The organism is Burkholderia contaminans, from assembly GCF_029633825.1.
Classification (GTDB): domain Bacteria; phylum Pseudomonadota; class Gammaproteobacteria; order Burkholderiales; family Burkholderiaceae; genus Burkholderia; species Burkholderia contaminans.
This window is the reverse complement of record NZ_CP090644.1, coordinates 171780-187111: the sequence shown is the minus strand read 5'-3', so window position 1 is coordinate 187111 and position 15332 is coordinate 171780. Positions and strand designations below refer to the sequence as shown.

The window sequence follows — 15332 nt, the reverse complement described above, 5'->3', positions numbered from 1 at the left end:
ACCCTGCGCTAATGGGACGCCGGGATACTCTCTGGCGCCCCCGCGGATTCAGATCTAGCCAGGCTGCTTCACGTAACGAAGGTAAGGTTTCAGGGTTTTGAAACCCAGCGGATACTTCTTCTTCGCATCGTCGTCCGACACCGAGGTCGGGATGATGACGTCGTCGCCGGGCGTCCAGTTCACCGGCGTCGCGACCGTGTGCTTCGCGTTGAGTTGCAGCGCATCGAGCAGGCGCAGCACCTCGTCGAAATTACGGCCCGCGCTCATCGGGTAGACCAGCATCGCCTTCACTTTCTTGTCGGGCCCGATGATGAACACCGAGCGTACGGTCGCGTTGTCGACCGCGGTGCGCGGCCCGCCGCTCGCATTCGGGTGAATCATGTCGTACAGTTTTGCGACCACCAGATTGTCGTCGCCGATCATTGGATAGTTGATCGCGTGCCCTTGCGTCTCCTCGATGTCTTTCACCCATTTCTGGTGATCGCTGACGGGGTCGACGGAGAGCCCGATGATCTTCGTGTTGCGCTGATCGAATTCCGGCTTAAGCCCGGCCATGTAGCCGAGCTCCGTTGTGCATACCGGCGTGAAGTCCTTCGGATGGGAAAACAGGATTGCCCAGTGATCGCCGATCCACTCGTGAAAGCGGATCGTGCCCTCGGTACTCTCGGCGGTGAAATCGGGTGCTTCGTCTCCAATGCGAATAGCCATCTTGTGCCTCCATACGGAAAGTGAATCAAGAAACGACTGCCACGCTCACCGTGGCCGCCTTCGTACGCGTCAACATCGGCCACAGGTCTCGATCATTCGGGTTCGCACAGCCGACGCCTCCACGGGGCCAGCGCAAGCTTGTTACCACCTCAACGGATTCAGGAGTACGCTCCAATGGTCGAGGCGAGGAACGAACATCGGTACACGGCGCGCATACTCTTTCCAGACCGGACCGAACCGTCCAGACATTTCGCGCTCCTCCTTGCGAGCGAGACGCACATACGCGAACACGATCGCCGGAAACAGGGCGAGTGTCGCGACCGTCGGCCAGTGAACGACCTGACCGAACACGGCGAGCATGATGCCCACGTACTGAGGATGTCGTATTGCGCTGTACAGCCCGTCGTCCGCGAGTTGGTCATCGCGCCGCGCCAGATAGACCTCTCGCCAGCCAAAAGCGAGCATGGCCAGACCGAGCACAACGAAGACGCCCCCGATCAGCATTTCGAGTATCGCGCCCATTTCGCCATAGCCGAGCAGTGTTGCCCACAAGTGCCCCGTGAACGACGTACGCGGGATATCGAGACCGAAGAATCCAGACAGCAGATAGATCGTGAGCGGAAATCCGTACATCTCTGCGTACAGGGCGATGATGAAGGCTTGGACGAGTCCCGCGCCCGTCCATTCTCGCCAGCGTTTCGGTGCCGCGAATCGGTAGAGGATCCAGCTGGCTGCGACGATCATGATCGCAACCAGCCCCCAATGGCCGTAGTGCGCAGCGAAGCCAGCCTCATCATCCATGTCCTTTCTCCTTGCCATCGCCTCGACCCGGGTGCTTCACGGGACGCAATGCGCCGGCAAATACCATCCGTCACTACAATCGCCGTTCAAGTTCCCTACGGAGCAGCCTTTCCGATGGACGGCCATAGCAAACGGCGTCACCGTCGATCAACACACCCGGCGGAAAATAGATGCCGCCCTGGATGGCAAGTGCTTCGCCCTCCGCCGACTGGAAGGCAATTGTTTCGACGGCCAACGGATACTCGGCCGCGAGGCGGTCGAGTATCGCGATAGCATCGACGCAGAACACACAATCGTCCTGCGTCAGCACGGTGATTCGTAGCGTTCTCATCCGCACCTCATCCAGGGATTCGCATGCCTTGCCGCATGTCGGCGATCAGATTCGGGACCGGCAGGTACATCGTATAGTCGGGGGCGCCACCGTAATCCGCGCGCCACCGAATACGACCGTCAGGACCGACCAGAACGAACGAATGTCCGTCACGGCTTCGTCCCATCATGCCGTAGTCGTTCGCGTGATATGCCGACGACACTGCGAGATCAGGATCAGACAACACCGGATAGGACAGCGACATGTCCTTTGCCACGCGCCTCATCACGTCGACTGGATCCGACGCGATGGTGACGACGGAATCGACGCCGAGCGCGCGGAGCTGATCGGAATGGGTGGCGAGGTCTTTCGCCTGGTCCCAGCAAGGCTGACACGTCACGCCCTCCTGGAAATACAACAACACGGATTTGCCTCGCATGCCGCTCAGGTCGAAGACATTACCGTCGGTGCTCATCAATCGAATCGGCGGGGCGAGTTGACCCGGGCCCGGATCGCCTACCTGAAACCGGTACTTGCCCGCGAGCTGCCCGAATGCCCCCCCACGCCCCGCTTCCTGTTGTGCGTGGATCCAAAAGATCGCGGCCACCAATGCGACCAAAACAGCCAGGCCAGCCGACAGCACAAGCACGCGCCGTGAAGCTGCTTGCCCGTCAGAGAATGGTTGTATCTGCTTCATGATCTCCTCCATCTGCGTGATGCTTCGTTGACGGCGTGTTGTGTTGCTTTTCGGTGAGCGCCTGACCGTGCCACTGCGCGTGCGCGCGTACGGCCAGCGCGCCGACCGCGATGACGAGACCGAGTGCGGCGAGCCAGTTCGGTACCCAGGAAAGCGCGGTCGTGACGATCCGCCCCAGATGCTGCAACCTCACCGACAGCATCAGCGCCCAATGGCTCGGCGTGGGCATCGACTGATCCGCGAATGCGATCCACACCGTCGCTGCTCCCATCACGGCAAGAAGCAGCCCGCTTGCGAGCGCAGACGCCGATAACGTGCGTTGGATCGGGCCGAGCCGCCATGTGATCCGGCGTGCGCGAAACAACCCGCTCGATCGCCAGTCGACCCGGTCCCACAACAGCGACACAATGAATAACGGCGCTACCATGCCGAACACGTACGCGCTGCCGAGACCAATCGCGATCGCAATCGACGGCGCGACGCTCGACAGCGCGATCACCCCGGCGAGCACCGGCGCGCAGCATGAGCTGGCCACACCCGAAAACATCCCGAGCGAGTAGACGCCAAGCGGCCCGGCGGGCGTCGCCGCGCGCCGGCCTGGCATCGGCAGTTGCAGCTTTCCGCCCAGCAACGTGAATACCGCCATGCCGATCATCACGAGTCCGCCGGCGAGATACACGAACAGATGCCGAGTAACGAAGAGTTGCCGCAGCGCGACCGCGCCCATCACCAATGGCAGGATGATGGTCGCGATCCCAGCTGCGAACACGAAGCTCATTGCAACCAGCTTGCGGCGATTCTGAAACGAGCTTGCGAAATACGCGGGCAGCATCACCGAAATGCAGCACGGCGCAAACAGCGCGATCATGCCGGCAATGAAAGCCGCGATGACCGACCCGCCAAAGAAAATGCTGGTTTCCATCGTGTCGTCCTGTGGCCGGCTCGCGCCAGCGATACGTTGGATCGTTGCACCGCCTGCTTGTCATTCATCCGATAGGCGGTGCCCGCCACGGAAGCCGTGCTGCGATTGCATCAAGCGCGTATTTGCGACGCATGGCTTCCACCGTTCACACTCAGTGCTTTCCGTGCGATTCGTTCGACGACAGACGTTCCTTGTTCGCGTTGTCGGAAGACGCAGGCCGGTCGCTGTGCGAGTTCATGCCCTTCATCATGAAGAACATCGACAACGGACAGATCAGGAACAGGAGGAACGGTCCAGCGCTCACGACGAGCGCGCGAAACTGCGGCAACGCAAAATAGGCGGCTGCCAGGACGGCGAGCATGATGCCGCCGATGACCAGCATGTTCTTCGTGCATTTCATGATGTGACTCCTTGAGATTCAGAATTCGGGAAGCTTGGCGTCAGTCGGACGCGTTGCTATTTCGACGGTGAGGTTTGGACCTTGTCGGCGTACTTGAGCATGATGTCGCCCATCGCCTTCATCATTTCGCCGTGCATCTGCATCGCGAGTTTCTCGTTGCCCGGCGGCAATTGGCCCATCATCGGGCAACCTTGCATCATGGCGCCGCCTTTCATATGCCCGCCCATCATCGAGCCGCCCATCATGGATTGATCCATGGTCGATCGAGACGATGCCGACGAAGAATGCGAGTCGGCGGCGATGCTCAGACCGCTACCGGCGAGTAGCGTGATCACGAGCAACGGCATGACGAAAATGCGTTTGGTGTTCATGGTGTGTTCCTCCTGTCAAAGGCGTATTGGTGCACTCCTGACCAGCTCGCGATCCTTACGAAATTGGTCGAATCGACGAGGAATGGCGAGTGCGATCGAACCGCGACGGCGGTTTCCGATCAGGGAACAGCAGGAGTTAGAGTGCTTGCGGCGGGCGCTGAGGCAGTTCTGGAATGAACTGGGATGCCGACGGTACGTTACGGAGTGCGTACGTGGAGGAAGACGTCACAGGGACAGTGACGATCGTCGCCGACGGTATCGCCAGCATGGTACAGGATGCCGTGCCCGCGCTGGTTTGACAGACGGGTTGATGATGCTGACCGCCGTCCGGCGCCGTGGCATGCACGCTGGGCATCGCGTTCAACATGTGTGCCGTACCGGCCGGAGAAGTCGAGACGGGCGACGCGCTGTGCTGACAAAGCAGTGCCGGCGTGGAGAAGCCCGCAATGGGCAGCCACGCAATCAGGAACATCAGCACCAGTTTGACCATCCACCTCACGGTCGCCCCCTTGGGTCTTCGCCTAGCACGTAAAGATTCGTCCCAGCATCGTCAGCCCTGTGAATCCAAGCCGCCGATTGTTGCCGACGACGCTACAGATTGATGAGCGAGTCGGCGAATCTCCTGACCACTGTCAATCGACTCGAGAATCGGACAAGCGGGTCGGTCATCACCGGCGCAATGACTGGCCAGATGGTCGAGCGCGCTACGCATCTCGAGCAACTCCGCGATCCGCGTATCAAGCTCGGCGATCTGCAACGAAGCAATTTTCTTGACTTCGGCACTCGCGCGATCGCGCTCTTGCCAGAGCGCGAGCAAGTGCCGGATTTGCTCGATCGGAAAGCCCAGTGTGCGCGCTTGATGAATGAACCGCAGCACCTGGACATCGTCTGCACCATAGATTCGATACCCGCCAACCGTGCGCCCTGCCGCCGGCACCAGATTGATGCTCTCGTAGTAGCGGATCATTTTCGGGGTAACCCCCGACGCGCTCGCGGCTTGTCCGATATTCATGGTGTACCTCGATATCGCCGAATCTATGTTCCGCTACGCCGCGCGTGATCTTTGCAAACGGCCGCACGCAGGACCTCTCACATCTTGATTCGACTCTAGGCGATACAACGGCGGGAATGTCAAGGTTTTTTGAGGGGCGAGCGAAGAAAAATCCTCGGATAAATACTCTTGACATTCCGTTCGTGGCAATGCGCATAATTCGGGCCATCGCTTTCAACTGCCCGGCCCACCGTTCAGATACCATGCGCCGCCCTGTCAAACGAGCACTCGTCGCCATTGCCGTGATGTTCACGCTGATTTTCAGTCAGTTGTGGATTTCGGCGTACGCGTGTACGACAGTCACGGGTGACGCACGGGGCACATCGTCGATGGTTTCGGCGATCCCAGCCAACAGCCACGGCGATCTCCAGGATCATCACGTCGGTGTGACATGCCACGCGCACTGCGACAACAGCGCGCAACCGGATCACGCCGATCAACCTGTCCCGGCGCCACTCGTGTGGCTGCCCTTGATCTGGGGACACTCGAGCATTCTGACACTCGCGCTGCAGCCGGATCGGCCGGCGCATGTCGAGCCCCTCCTCGTGTCGGCGCCCCCGCCATCACGCATCCTCTTCCAGGTATTCCGCACTTAATCCCGGTCGACTGATCGTGGCCGTGCCCGCACATGCTGGCATGTGTCCGCGCTCGCACGCACCATCGCGCTTCCAGCCCTGCTAGCGCACGTGTTGACGCATGACGTCGATGCGCGGTGCGTTCGCGCGCCCGCGCTTCCGTCGTTCAATCGTTCCTCGGACGCAAGGGCTGTCGCAGCCGGAAGCGGCTTGCAGGTATCGGCGAGCGCTGAGCCCCTTTTTCGTGAATGTGCCATTGCACGTCACAGAATTTCGTCAATTTCAAGGAAGTTAATCATGAGCAAGTTTTCGCTGTTGAATCGCGCCACCATTGCCGTGGTGCTCGTTGCGCTGTCCGCCACCGCTTTTGCAGGTGGAGGCGGCGGCTCGCGTGGTCCGGGGCCGTATCCGTATGCGTCAACCGGAACAACCACCGCAACGCTAAGAGACGGTTTCAAAAAGGCCCCGTGGGGCTGTTAACTTTCGCGGTGAGCTGTTAACCTCAGGCATCGGAACAACCGAGACTGAGGAGATGGCCAAGCCGATCATCGACGATGAATTGTGGACACTGATCGAGCCGTTACTGCCGCCACCCAAGCCGCGGCGCGAGAAGAACCCGGGCCGCCTGCCTGTTTCGAATCGCGCCGCGCTGACCGGCATCCTGTTCGTTCTCAAGACCGGACTACGCTGGCGCGACCTGCCGGCCGAGATGGGATGCGGCTCGGGCGTGACATGTTGGCGCCGGCTGCGCGATTGGCAAGCAGCCGGTGTCTGGGATCGCTTGCACGAGCTACTGCTCGCAAAGCTGCGCGCAGCGGACCAGATCGACTTCTCACGAGCCGCCGTCGATTCATCATCGATTCGCGCCGTTGGGGCAGGCCAAAAACTGGGCCAAACCCCACCGATCGCGCGCGACCCGGTTCCAAGCACCACATCGTCACCGACGCCAACGGTACGCCGCTCGCCGCGATCCTGACCGGCGCGAACGTCAACGACGTCACGCAATTGCTGCCGCTGATCGACGCGATTCCGCCGATCCGCGGATTGCGTGGCCACCCATTGCAGCGGCCGCGTGTGGTCTACGCGGATCGCGGTTACGACTCCGAGCGACATCGGCGCGCGTTGCGCGATCGCGGTATCGAGCCAGTGATCGCCAAGCGCCGTACCGAACATGGCAGCGGCCTTGGCAAATATCGCTGGGTCGTCGAACGCACGCATGCCTGGCTGCATCACTTCCGTCGTCTCCGTATTCGTTTCGAGCGCCGTGCAGACATTCACGGCGCGTTCCTCAAACTCGGTTGCTGTCTGATCTGCTGGAATACCCTTCGGCGGGCCGATCAGTCTTTATGAAACCGTCTCTAACCCAATCGAGCACCGCTGATGCCGCTCCGAGTGCCCAAGGCAAGACCCGTGCGGACGTTCGCGGTGAATTGTTGCAGGCCGAAGAAGCAGGGATGCTCCCCGTGCTCAAAAACGATTATCCGATCAGTGCGACGGCGATCGAACGCAACCGTATCCGGTTTCAGCAGATCCAGCATGCGTGGGGGACGAGCGGGTTGACCACAGCGCAATAGTCGTGCCGCGATAGGTCGGGAAGCGGCCATCCGCTCCGGAGTATGACGCCGCCGGTACACCGGCGGCGCCATACAACTGAAATGATGACCAGATCCCTGACGGGCGTGCATGCGAAAACCATACCTCGATGTCGTCGTCCAAGGCGCTCGACATCGAACCAAGTTCCCAGGAGTTCAAGATGAACCGCTTTTCCTTCATCAATCGTGCCGCTTTTGCAGTCCTGATGGCATCCGTATCGGTATCTGTGATCGCTGGCGGCGGTGGGCCGCGTGGCCAGGACTATACGCAGCATCCGTCCAACGCGGTGACGATCGCATCGTCAGTTCCACTGGAGCAAGTTTCCACGACGGCCGTACGGACCGAGACCCGATTGCCACTCCCCGTCGGCATCAGCGCGCAGGGCAAGACGCGCACCGAGGTCTACGCAGAACTCGTGCAGGCTGAACGTGCCGGATTCGTCCCAAGCGGAAATGCCGACTACCCGCCCGGGCCGGTGACGATTGAACGCAACCTGATGCGATTCAAGATCGCAGAAAGCTGGTGGCAGTCAACGAATCAAGTCACCACGGCAGGAAAGTAAGCACCACGACGGCTTCGCCGCCCTCGCCACACGATAGCCGCCTTTGTGTGGCGAGCGATCGGCGCACCCGTTCAATGGCCAGCCGGTCGCGAGCAGTCACGATCAAGGTATTTGAGAACCGCAGGTTACCGACGCCACTCCAACTTGAGTCAGGCGCGGAATTACGGAGTGTGTGATGAACGACGAACAACTCGTCAGGGTCGATACGTCTCGCCGACGCTGGCTGGTCGCCACAACGACCGCGAGTGGAATCGGGATGGTGGCCGCCACCGTCCCCTTTCTGGAATCGCTGGCGCCGTCGGAAAAGACCAAAGGGCTGGGTGCACCGGTCGACGTCGACATCGCGGGGCTCAAGCCGGGAGAAAGCCTCACCGCCGCATGGCGCGGCAAGCCCGTGTTCGTCGTGAACCGAACGGATGGGATGCTGGCCACAGTTGTTTCGTCCGATTCCCAGGTCGCCGATCCTGCTACCCGGCATCCCTTTTCGATGCCTCTGCCGAGCTACTGCCGAAACGAATATCGTTCCAGAGCGGAGCGCAAGAATATCCTGGTGCTCATTGGCGTCTGTACGCACCTCGGGTGTACACCCACCGCACGATTTCAACCGGGCCCGCAGGCTAATTTGCCCAACGACTGGCCCGGCGGTTTCCTCTGCCCCTGTCACGGCTCGACTTACGACCTGGCCGGGCGCGTATTCAAGAACAAACCCGCACCCCAAAATCTCGACGTGCCGAAATTCATGTTTCCGTCGTCGATCCACCTCGTCATCGGTCGGGACGAAAGTGGCGACGCATGACGGCGCTGCCTCTGTCTGACAGCGCGTGGCGTTTGCCTCAGGGTTTTGTCGGCAGTTCGGGAGGGTTCGCCGAACATTTTCCTGAAGTCACCATCTGCCGCTCGCCACCGATCCCGTCCAGGATCGGGCACGTCGGCCGCTCGTCCCCCGCACAATGGCGCGCGAGGTGCGCAAGCTTATCTCGCATCTCGACTAATTCCGCGATGCGTGCATCGAGATCGGCGATATGTTGCACCGCGATAGCCTTGACCTCTGCACTTGCGCGCCCCCGATCCTGCCACAGCGAAAGCAGTTGCCGAATCTGTTCGATTGGGAAGCCGAGCGTGCGCGCCTGGTGGATGAAGCGCAGCACCTGGACGTCGTCTTCCCGATAGATACGGTATCCGCTGTCGGTACGCCCGGCGGTTCCAACAAGCCCGATACTCTCGTAATAGCGAATCATCTTCGCGGACACACCTGCAGCCGCCGCGGCTTGCCCAATGTTCATGACTCTCCCAACAAATCAAAGGAATACGAGGCGTCGTCCCGTTCCGCGATGACGCGGTGCATCCGACCCCGCGCACGTCCGAGATCATTCAGCTTACTATATGCCTTCCAACAAAAGGAAGGATGGCGCGAACAGTTTCCGGCGGTCAGTCCGTCGAAATTTGGCGCCGGTATGTCTACGATTCTTTCGAAACGGCCATGCCATGTCAGACCTTCCAATGGCATCCGAATAGGGTCCGCCCCGCAGTGACCGCGACGACTGACGTCGCCTATACTGGATTCCATGAAATTCCTGTCTCGCCTTGTCGCCATCGTGCTGATCGCATGGTTGCCGATTCTCGGCTACCCGGCGACGGGCTCGGCTTGCCCGGCCATGTTCCCGGTATCCGATATCCAGGCCCGACACGCGTGCAATGCGCAGCCATGCAAGATGGTGCATGACACGAAAACGCACATCGCAGACGCCAGCGCCGCATGTCGCACGACGATGGGCGGACTGTCCTGCGGAATAGTTTTCATGGCATCCGTGCCGCTGACGTTTCAACCCGTTGCCGCGCCCAGCCCCTACGCACCCAGGAACAGTGTACTGATCACCCAGTACGCGCCGGAGCCGCTCCAGCGCCCTCCTCGAGCAGCCTGATTCCTCGCGGTTCCATCCCGCCCCCCGGGTACGCTCGTCCATGTCGCCGTGAAAATGCCTTCTGTGCCGTAACGCGCGCGTTCAAGCGCAACTTGGCATGAGTTCGAGGCACAGGGCGCATTCGTCAGCATCCCAACTAGCTTGCCCAGTGCGGCTTGCATGAACCGAATTCAATGGTTGCGGTGTCGATGCCCGTCGCCCCAGCATGGCAACCCGTTGCAGCAGATACGCGATATGAAACGCAATCAACCTGATCGAACACCACCAACGCAGTCTCGCCGCAGCGCGACAAGCCGCATTGACCGCAATCGTCGGCGCATCCTGTTCTGGGTCGTGCCGACCTTCCTGGCGGCAGGCGCATCATCGATACTCTTCGAGGTCGTTACGTCGAGACGCCCGGGTGTTCGAGCCAGTGCGCCGGCTTCGACTTCGGCAACGCGTGAATCCAACTGGCGTGTCGGCATGTTAAGGCCCAACGGATTGCGCATTGTCCCGAGCGGGCGCCACGACGCGTCACGCGTGCTCGCGCCCGAGCAATTCGCGGATCCCGAAACGCGCCATGCGTATTGGGTGGCCACGCAAATCCCCGCGACCCTCAATCAACTGTATTGCTGGTGCGGTTGCGAAAACACCGGCGAACATCGCTCGAACCTCCAGTGCTTCGAGGACAAGATGGCCGTTTCCTGCCCGGTTTGCCGCGGCACGGCGGAGATTGCGTTCGACATGAAGCGCAAAGGGATCACCGACGCGGGACGCATCCAAGCGGCGGTCGATGCGAAATGGGCACCAAAGGGATAGTCGGAATGCCTCGCGCGCGGCCCACGACATGCCTGCGCGACCCGTACATTGATGCACGCATCCTGTCACGGAGATGAACGATGACGACGATCGACCGCATCACGCGCCGTACGCTATTGCGAGCGTCGCTCGCATCCACTGTGATTGCCGTCGGCCCCCGGCCGCTTGCGACGCTTCTACAGCCGAATGCGCGTGCCGCCGGCACGCCTTTCATCCCCGATGTGTCGATCGAACTGCATGCGCGGCCGGATCGGCTGAACCTGTTGCGCGGCCCCGCAACAGGCGTATGGCGTTATGACGGAAAAGTCACGCACGGCGATCCACACGCCTTGTGGTTCGTCTCCGACGGCTACGCGCCAGTTGTGCACGTACGCCGGACACAGAAAGTGCGAATCGAATTCGTCAATGACCTGCCTGAACCAACGATTGTCCACTGGCACGGCTTGCTCGTGCCCGCATCGATGGACGGGCACCCGCGCGATGCGATCGCCACGAAACAGCGCTACGTGTACGAATTCGACGTCCTGAATCGCGCAGGGACGTACTGGTTTCACGCACATCCGGATGGCCGCACCGGTGCGCAGATCTATCACGGCCAGGCGGGCCTTCTGATCGTCGATGACGAGGAAGATGCCGCCCTTCCCCTGCCCCGCGGCAGCTACGACGTGCCGTTGATGATTCAGGACCGCACATTTGACGACGACAACCAGCTTGTCTATCTGTCGCAGCAATCCGGTGGAATGATGGGTGGTCGCGGGATGATGGGCAACCGGGGCATGATGGGCGGTGGAATGATGGGCCGCGGCATGATGAACGGCGGGCAAGGCGGCATGGCCGACATGATGGTGCAGATGATGGGTTTCCTCGGCGACCGGATTCTCGTCAACGGCCGGCCCGACTACGTGCTACCGGTCGCCACACGGGCCTACCGGTTGCGTTTCCTGAACGCATCGAATAGCCGCATCTACAAACTCGCTTGGCACGACGGTTCTCCGCTGACCGTCATTGGAACCGATGGCGGCCTGCTCGACCGCCCGCTGCGGCGGTCCTATGTGACCCTGGCACCGGCCGAACGGCTTGACCTCTGGGTGGATTTCAGCGGCAAGCCGATCGGCACTGTCCTGACGCTGCAGAGCCAAACGTTCTCCGGCGACGTCGCCATGGGGGGAATGATGACGCGTACCCGGCTGCCGCTGGGTGCACGCTTTCCGGTCCTGACCGTCAAGGTTGTTCGCCGCGAACACACGAACGACGGCTTGCCCGCTACGCTGGCGCGAGTTCCCGTCGCTCACCCGCGTGACGCGATCAACTTCATGCAGCCGCGCGCGTTCGGCATCACGATGGGCATGATGACGTGGGGCATCGACGGCCGACGATTCGAGATGGACGGCGTAGCGCCGGCGGAAACCGTCAAGGCCGGCACGACCGAAATTTGGGAATTCCGCAACGACGAATCGATGATGCTGATGGCGCACGCGATGCACGTGCACGGCGTGCAGTTCCGCGTGCTCGACCGCGTGGTCGATGCGGAGTTCGCCGGCGCGCGCCACACGCTGTCGGATGGCTATGTCGATGACGGATGGAAGGACACCGTGTTCATGATGCCCGGCGAACGCGTGCGTCTGCTTGTTTATTTCGGAGAACGCACTGGCATGTACCTGTACCACTGCCACATGCTCGAGCACGAGGACTCGGGATTGATGCGCAACTATCTGGTCGAGCGATAGCGGAACGCTTCGCCTGCAGGGCTCGGCTCAAAGCAACGCCATAGGAGGTCAATCGTGAGGATCACCCGCCGCACATTCATTTCGGTCGCCGCCGGACTTGCCTCGGTGGCGACGTTCGGCCGGCACGCGCAGGCGGATGCCGGCGTCGTGCAGGAAAGCGACGCGAATGCCGTCGCGCTCGGCTACAAGACGGACGCGAGCAAGGTCGACAGGACGAAATTTCCAAAGTTTCAGGCTGGACAAGCGTGTGCGAGCTGCCAGTTCTTTCAGGGCAAGACCGGCGACACCGCGGCACCGTGCACGGTGTTTGGCGGCAAGCGGGTCAGCGCGAAAGGCTGGTGTAGCGCCTACATGAAGCGAGCCTGATCGCTCAAAACCACCGGGAGCAGACCATGGAAACACAATGCGTTGTCGCGATCGTTCGACCAGAAACGCTCGATGCGATCGAGAAAGAGATCCACTCGATTGATACACACGGCGTCACGATCACTAAAGTAAAGGGCTTCGGCGCACACCTGAATCCCTATGCCAAACATTGGGAAACCGAACACCTGAAAATCGAGATCTTCACGCGAGCATCGGACGCCGACGCGCTCATCGAGGCCATCATGCGAGTGACGCACGTCGGCGCGCCCGGCGACGGTGTCGTTGCGGTCATCCCGGTCACCGGTTTCTACAGCATCCATACGATGAAACCGGTGGTTCCTTGACCAGAAAGAGGTTGCAAACCATGGTCGATTTTTACCGCGACATCAGGACGTTATCCGCGACCATGCGCAGCACGTCGTCTCGTCGGCCGTGAAACTCCGGCTTCGGATCTCGACGCCGCGCCCTCACGGCGGTGAAAATCGTGCCGACGGGACGCCGGTTGCGACACGGGCGCCGGTCAGCGCCTGGAGCGGCTCATCGGTTCCATCGTCGCAGATGCGCGAGAAACGTATCGGCGCTGACGAATCCAACCAGTTGCGCGTCGGGCGCCAGCCGGCCTTCCTTGCCGTAGAAAATCAGTGCCGGCGGCCCGAACAATCCGAAGCGCCGCAGCATCGCAGTGTCTTCCGCGGTGTTGCGCGTCACGTCGATACGTAGCAGCGTCCAGTGCATGAATTCGTCGATCACGCGCGAATCACGTAAGCGGCTCGGCGCGACCAGTTCCATATTCGCGCGCGCATGGGGCATGATGTGAGAGCTTGGGGAGTTCCGTGAGGATCACGTGAGATCGTGCCCACGATCGTGGATCATGGGCACGATCTATCTGGATCTATGAAGCAGTCAGGCAGTGCCATGCGAGCTGACCGACGTCAGCTTGTCGACCACATTCCAAGGCAGCAGTTCGTCGACGCGGGTGATGACGTGATCAGCGATGTGGGTCAAGACGTATTCCAGATAGGCGCGCGGGTTGATGCCATTGAGTTTGCACGCACCAATCAAGCTGTACATCGCGGCGGCCCGCTCACCCCCGCTGTCGGAACCAGCGAACAGGAAGTTCTTTCTCCCGAGGCTCACGCAACGCAGGGCGTTTTCTGCCAACGCGTTGCTGATCTCGGCTTGCCCATCCTCGCAGAACAGCGTCAGCGCAGTCCAGTGATTCAGCGAGTACTGGATCGCGCCGGCCAGCTCCGACTTGCGCGACAGCGTCGCGAGCTTGGCCCGGATTCTCGTTTCGAAGGCGTCCAGCAGCGGCTTGCTTTTCTCACGCCGCACGCGCTGCCGTTCATCGGGCGGCTTGCCGCGGATGTCGGTTTCAATGCCGTAGAACTCGCCGATCATCTCGAGCAGTTTCTGGGTCTCGTCCGTCGGTGTGCTCGCGTGGATCTCGTAGTACTTTCTCCGCGCGTGGTCCCAACAAGCAGCCTCGCGGATCTTGCCACTTACGTACAACTCGTCGAAGCCGCCGTAGGCATCGGCTTGCAGGATGCCTTCGAATCCGGCGAGATGCGTCTGAGGATGGATGCCTTTGCGATCGCACGAGTACGCGAACCACACCGCAGCCGGCTCCGTCGAGCCCGAACGGCTGTCGTCGCGCACGTACACCCAGAGTCGCCCGGTCTTCGTCTTCTTGTTGCCCGGCGCGAGCACGGGGATCGGCGTGTCGTCCGCGTGCAACTTCGTGCCCGCCATCGTACTACCGGCGCAGCGCGTCGGTCAGCGGGCGGCAGAGCGCCTCACACTGTCCGACCCAGCGACCCATGCTGGCGCGGTCAAGCGTCACCCCGTCGCGCGCCGCAATTTCCGATTGTCGGTACAGCGGCGCATGATCTGCGTACTTCGACACCAGAATGTCGGCAAGCAAGCTCGGATGCGCGATACTGCGCTCGATCGGCAGTCCCGGCATCGGTGGCTGCGCGATGTGGCCGCAGGCCGGACAGACCGTCTTGTGCCGGATCGTGCGGATCACCTTGAACATCGCCGCAACACGGGCGAGCTGTTCCGAGACGTCCTCGCCGAGGCACTGCATAGCACCTTCACACTTGGGGCAGATCGAATCCGGTTTGAGCACGCGATCTTCTCGCGTAAGGTGCGGTGGCAGCGGCTCACGTACGGCCGGATCGCTGCTAGTCGTGGACCTTTCTCGTCGGACCTTTGTGTGCTGAACGTCGGCGACACCGCTGCCTGCGGCCAAATCCTCAAGCCGGAGCTCAAGCTTCTCGATCTCTCGGGCAAGTTGTTCCGACTTGCGGCCGAAGTGCATTCGCTTGAGCTTGTCGATCAGGAGCTTCAACCGTGTGATCTCGAGATCGCTTGCGGCGATGTCGCGGCGCAGCTGTTCGATCTCGAGTTCCCGTTCGATGGCCGACGCGCGAGCCTCAGCCAGCATGGCCTTCAGTGCAGCGACATCGTCGGGCAGATCGTCGAGATTCGGCATGCGCCGGAGTTTACGAGCCTCCCGAGCGGTTT

General features: G+C 61.2%; 21 protein-coding genes and 1 pseudogene. 10 read left to right on the top strand and 12 right to left on the bottom strand.

Annotated elements, in window-relative coordinates; genetic code table 11:
* Window positions 1-54: 54 nt before the first annotated feature.
* The 9 genes from LXE91_RS42170 to cueR (LXE91_RS42130) form a co-directional block, all read right to left on the bottom strand.
* A complete protein-coding gene (locus LXE91_RS42170) occupies window positions 55-708 on the bottom strand; it encodes a peroxiredoxin (protein ID WP_027810705.1) in 654 nt (217 codons plus the stop codon).
* A 141-nt stretch (window positions 709-849) separates the two neighbouring features.
* A complete protein-coding gene (locus LXE91_RS42165) occupies window positions 850-1509 on the bottom strand; it encodes a methyltransferase family protein (protein ID WP_027810706.1) in 660 nt (219 codons plus the stop codon).
* Window positions 1510-1582: 73 nt separating this feature from the next.
* Entirely contained in the window at window positions 1583-1819 is a 237-nt protein-coding gene (locus LXE91_RS42160; protein ID WP_223274314.1) for a thioredoxin family protein, read from the bottom strand.
* A gap of 28 nt (window positions 1820-1847) precedes the next feature.
* Window positions 1848-2516 (bottom strand): peroxiredoxin family protein, encoded by a 669-nt coding sequence (locus tag LXE91_RS42155; protein ID WP_159068964.1) that lies wholly within the window; start codon window positions 2514-2516, stop codon window positions 1848-1850.
* On the bottom strand, window positions 2491-3348 hold the full coding sequence (locus LXE91_RS42150) for a cytochrome c biogenesis CcdA family protein (RefSeq protein WP_232352888.1): 858 nt from the start codon (window positions 3346-3348) through the stop codon (window positions 2491-2493). Before LXE91_RS42150 ends, LXE91_RS42155 begins: the two co-directional genes overlap by 26 nt.
* Window positions 3349-3589: 241 nt before the next feature.
* Window positions 3590-3838, bottom strand: a complete 249-nt coding sequence (locus LXE91_RS42145) for a DUF2933 domain-containing protein (protein ID WP_027810708.1) — start codon at window positions 3836-3838, stop codon at window positions 3590-3592.
* 56 nt (window positions 3839-3894) lie between these two features.
* Window positions 3895-4209: a hypothetical protein gene (locus tag LXE91_RS42140; protein ID WP_027810709.1), complete on the bottom strand. Its 315-nt coding sequence runs from the start codon at window positions 4207-4209 to the stop codon at window positions 3895-3897.
* A gap of 136 nt (window positions 4210-4345) precedes the next feature.
* Window positions 4346-4699 (bottom strand): hypothetical protein, encoded by a 354-nt coding sequence (locus LXE91_RS42135; protein ID WP_143282321.1) that lies wholly within the window; start codon window positions 4697-4699, stop codon window positions 4346-4348.
* Window positions 4700-4759: 60 nt separating this feature from the next.
* Window positions 4760-5221 carry a Cu(I)-responsive transcriptional regulator gene (gene cueR, locus LXE91_RS42130; protein ID WP_063777000.1) on the bottom strand — a complete coding sequence of 154 codons (462 nt, stop codon included), beginning with the start codon at window positions 5219-5221 and terminating at the stop codon, window positions 4760-4762.
* Between the two features lie 911 nt (window positions 5222-6132).
* On the opposite strand from cueR (LXE91_RS42130), the gene LXE91_RS42125 reads away from it, so the two are divergent.
* From LXE91_RS42125 to petA, 5 genes are all read left to right on the top strand, one after another.
* Window positions 6133-6315 (top strand): hypothetical protein, encoded by a 183-nt coding sequence (locus tag LXE91_RS42125; protein ID WP_143330922.1) that lies wholly within the window; start codon window positions 6133-6135, stop codon window positions 6313-6315.
* A gap of 52 nt (window positions 6316-6367) precedes the next feature.
* Window positions 6368-7185, top strand: a protein-coding gene (locus LXE91_RS42120; RefSeq protein WP_085954470.1) for an IS5-like element IS402 family transposase whose coding sequence is annotated in 2 segments (ribosomal slippage) — window positions 6368-6716 and window positions 6716-7185 — 819 coding nt in all. Because the reading frame shifts where the segments join, the coding sequence is not laid out codon by codon here.
* A complete protein-coding gene (locus tag LXE91_RS42115; protein WP_080353693.1) occupies window positions 7182-7409 on the top strand; it encodes a DUF4148 domain-containing protein in 228 nt (75 codons plus the stop codon). Before LXE91_RS42120 ends, LXE91_RS42115 begins: the two co-directional genes overlap by 4 nt.
* A gap of 128 nt (window positions 7410-7537) precedes the next feature.
* On the top strand, window positions 7538-7990 hold the full coding sequence (locus LXE91_RS42110; RefSeq protein WP_050068885.1) for a DUF4148 domain-containing protein: 453 nt from the start codon (window positions 7538-7540) through the stop codon (window positions 7988-7990).
* Between the two features lie 175 nt (window positions 7991-8165).
* Window positions 8166-8786 (top strand): ubiquinol-cytochrome c reductase iron-sulfur subunit, encoded by a 621-nt coding sequence (gene petA / locus LXE91_RS42105; RefSeq protein WP_027810164.1) that lies wholly within the window; start codon window positions 8166-8168, stop codon window positions 8784-8786.
* 37 nt (window positions 8787-8823) lie between these two features.
* Here petA and cueR (LXE91_RS42100) read toward each other — a convergent pair whose 3' ends face one another.
* The gene (cueR, locus tag LXE91_RS42100; RefSeq protein ID WP_027810165.1) at window positions 8824-9273 is read right to left on the bottom strand and encodes a Cu(I)-responsive transcriptional regulator; all 450 of its coding nucleotides are present in this window, start codon (window positions 9271-9273) and stop codon (window positions 8824-8826) included.
* Between the two features lie 282 nt (window positions 9274-9555).
* Here cueR (LXE91_RS42100) and LXE91_RS42095 point away from each other — a divergent pair, with 282 nt between their 5' ends.
* From LXE91_RS42095 to LXE91_RS42075, 5 genes are all read left to right on the top strand, one after another.
* Entirely contained in the window at window positions 9556-9912 is a 357-nt protein-coding gene (locus LXE91_RS42095; protein WP_039362793.1) for a hypothetical protein, read from the top strand.
* Window positions 9913-10146: 234 nt separating this feature from the next.
* The gene (locus LXE91_RS42090) at window positions 10147-10710 is read left to right on the top strand and encodes a PCYCGC domain-containing protein (protein WP_223274497.1); all 564 of its coding nucleotides are present in this window, start codon (window positions 10147-10149) and stop codon (window positions 10708-10710) included.
* A gap of 80 nt (window positions 10711-10790) precedes the next feature.
* Window positions 10791-12437 carry a multicopper oxidase family protein gene (locus LXE91_RS42085; RefSeq protein ID WP_027810166.1) on the top strand — a complete coding sequence of 549 codons (1647 nt, stop codon included), beginning with the start codon at window positions 10791-10793 and terminating at the stop codon, window positions 12435-12437.
* 54 nt (window positions 12438-12491) lie between these two features.
* Window positions 12492-12803, top strand: a complete 312-nt coding sequence (locus tag LXE91_RS42080) for a high-potential iron-sulfur protein (protein WP_027810167.1) — start codon at window positions 12492-12494, stop codon at window positions 12801-12803.
* Between the two features lie 26 nt (window positions 12804-12829).
* Window positions 12830-13147 carry a P-II family nitrogen regulator gene (locus LXE91_RS42075; RefSeq protein ID WP_027810168.1) on the top strand — a complete coding sequence of 106 codons (318 nt, stop codon included), beginning with the start codon at window positions 12830-12832 and terminating at the stop codon, window positions 13145-13147.
* 193 nt (window positions 13148-13340) lie between these two features.
* Here the strand turns inward: LXE91_RS42075 and LXE91_RS42070 are convergent, their stop codons facing one another.
* Both LXE91_RS42070 and tnpC read right to left on the bottom strand, forming a co-directional pair.
* Complete coding sequence (locus tag LXE91_RS42070; RefSeq protein WP_223821135.1) at window positions 13341-13553, bottom strand: thioredoxin domain-containing protein; 213 nt, start codon at window positions 13551-13553, stop codon at window positions 13341-13343.
* Window positions 13554-13706: 153 nt separating this feature from the next.
* Window positions 13707-15300: pseudogene (gene tnpC, locus LXE91_RS42065) on the bottom strand (IS66 family transposase).
* Window positions 15301-15332: the final 32 nt, after the last annotated feature.

Excerpts from the sequence above, each read along its gene's own strand:
- LXE91_RS42170 (WP_027810705.1), bottom strand. The coding sequence starts at position 708 with ATGGCTATTCGCATTGGAGACGAAGCACCCGATTTCACCGCCGAGAGT.
- LXE91_RS42165 (WP_027810706.1), bottom strand. The coding sequence starts at position 1,509 with ATGGATGATGAGGCTGGCTTCGCTGCGCACTACGGCCATTGGGGGCTG.
- LXE91_RS42155 (WP_159068964.1), bottom strand. The coding sequence starts at position 2,516 with ATGAAGCAGATACAACCATTCTCTGACGGGCAAGCAGCTTCACGGCGC.
- LXE91_RS42150 (WP_232352888.1), bottom strand. The coding sequence starts at position 3,348 with ATGCTGCCCGCGTATTTCGCAAGCTCGTTTCAGAATCGCCGCAAGCTG.
- LXE91_RS42145 (WP_027810708.1), bottom strand. The coding sequence starts at position 3,838 with ATGAAATGCACGAAGAACATGCTGGTCATCGGCGGCATCATGCTCGCC.
- LXE91_RS42140 (WP_027810709.1), bottom strand. The coding sequence starts at position 4,209 with ATGAACACCAAACGCATTTTCGTCATGCCGTTGCTCGTGATCACGCTA.
- LXE91_RS42135 (WP_143282321.1), bottom strand. The coding sequence starts at position 4,699 with ATGGTCAAACTGGTGCTGATGTTCCTGATTGCGTGGCTGCCCATTGCG.
- cueR (WP_063777000.1), bottom strand. The coding sequence starts at position 5,221 with ATGAATATCGGACAAGCCGCGAGCGCGTCGGGGGTTACCCCGAAAATG.
- LXE91_RS42125 (WP_143330922.1), top strand. The coding sequence starts at position 6,133 with ATGAGCAAGTTTTCGCTGTTGAATCGCGCCACCATTGCCGTGGTGCTC.
- LXE91_RS42115 (WP_080353693.1), top strand. The coding sequence starts at position 7,182 with ATGAAACCGTCTCTAACCCAATCGAGCACCGCTGATGCCGCTCCGAGT.
- LXE91_RS42110 (WP_050068885.1), top strand. The coding sequence starts at position 7,538 with ATGTCGTCGTCCAAGGCGCTCGACATCGAACCAAGTTCCCAGGAGTTC.
- petA (WP_027810164.1), top strand. The coding sequence starts at position 8,166 with ATGAACGACGAACAACTCGTCAGGGTCGATACGTCTCGCCGACGCTGG.
- cueR (WP_027810165.1), bottom strand. The coding sequence starts at position 9,273 with ATGAACATTGGGCAAGCCGCGGCGGCTGCAGGTGTGTCCGCGAAGATG.
- LXE91_RS42095 (WP_039362793.1), top strand. The coding sequence starts at position 9,556 with ATGAAATTCCTGTCTCGCCTTGTCGCCATCGTGCTGATCGCATGGTTG.
- LXE91_RS42090 (WP_223274497.1), top strand. The coding sequence starts at position 10,147 with ATGAAACGCAATCAACCTGATCGAACACCACCAACGCAGTCTCGCCGC.
- LXE91_RS42085 (WP_027810166.1), top strand. The coding sequence starts at position 10,791 with ATGACGACGATCGACCGCATCACGCGCCGTACGCTATTGCGAGCGTCG.
- LXE91_RS42075 (WP_027810168.1), top strand. The coding sequence starts at position 12,830 with ATGGAAACACAATGCGTTGTCGCGATCGTTCGACCAGAAACGCTCGAT.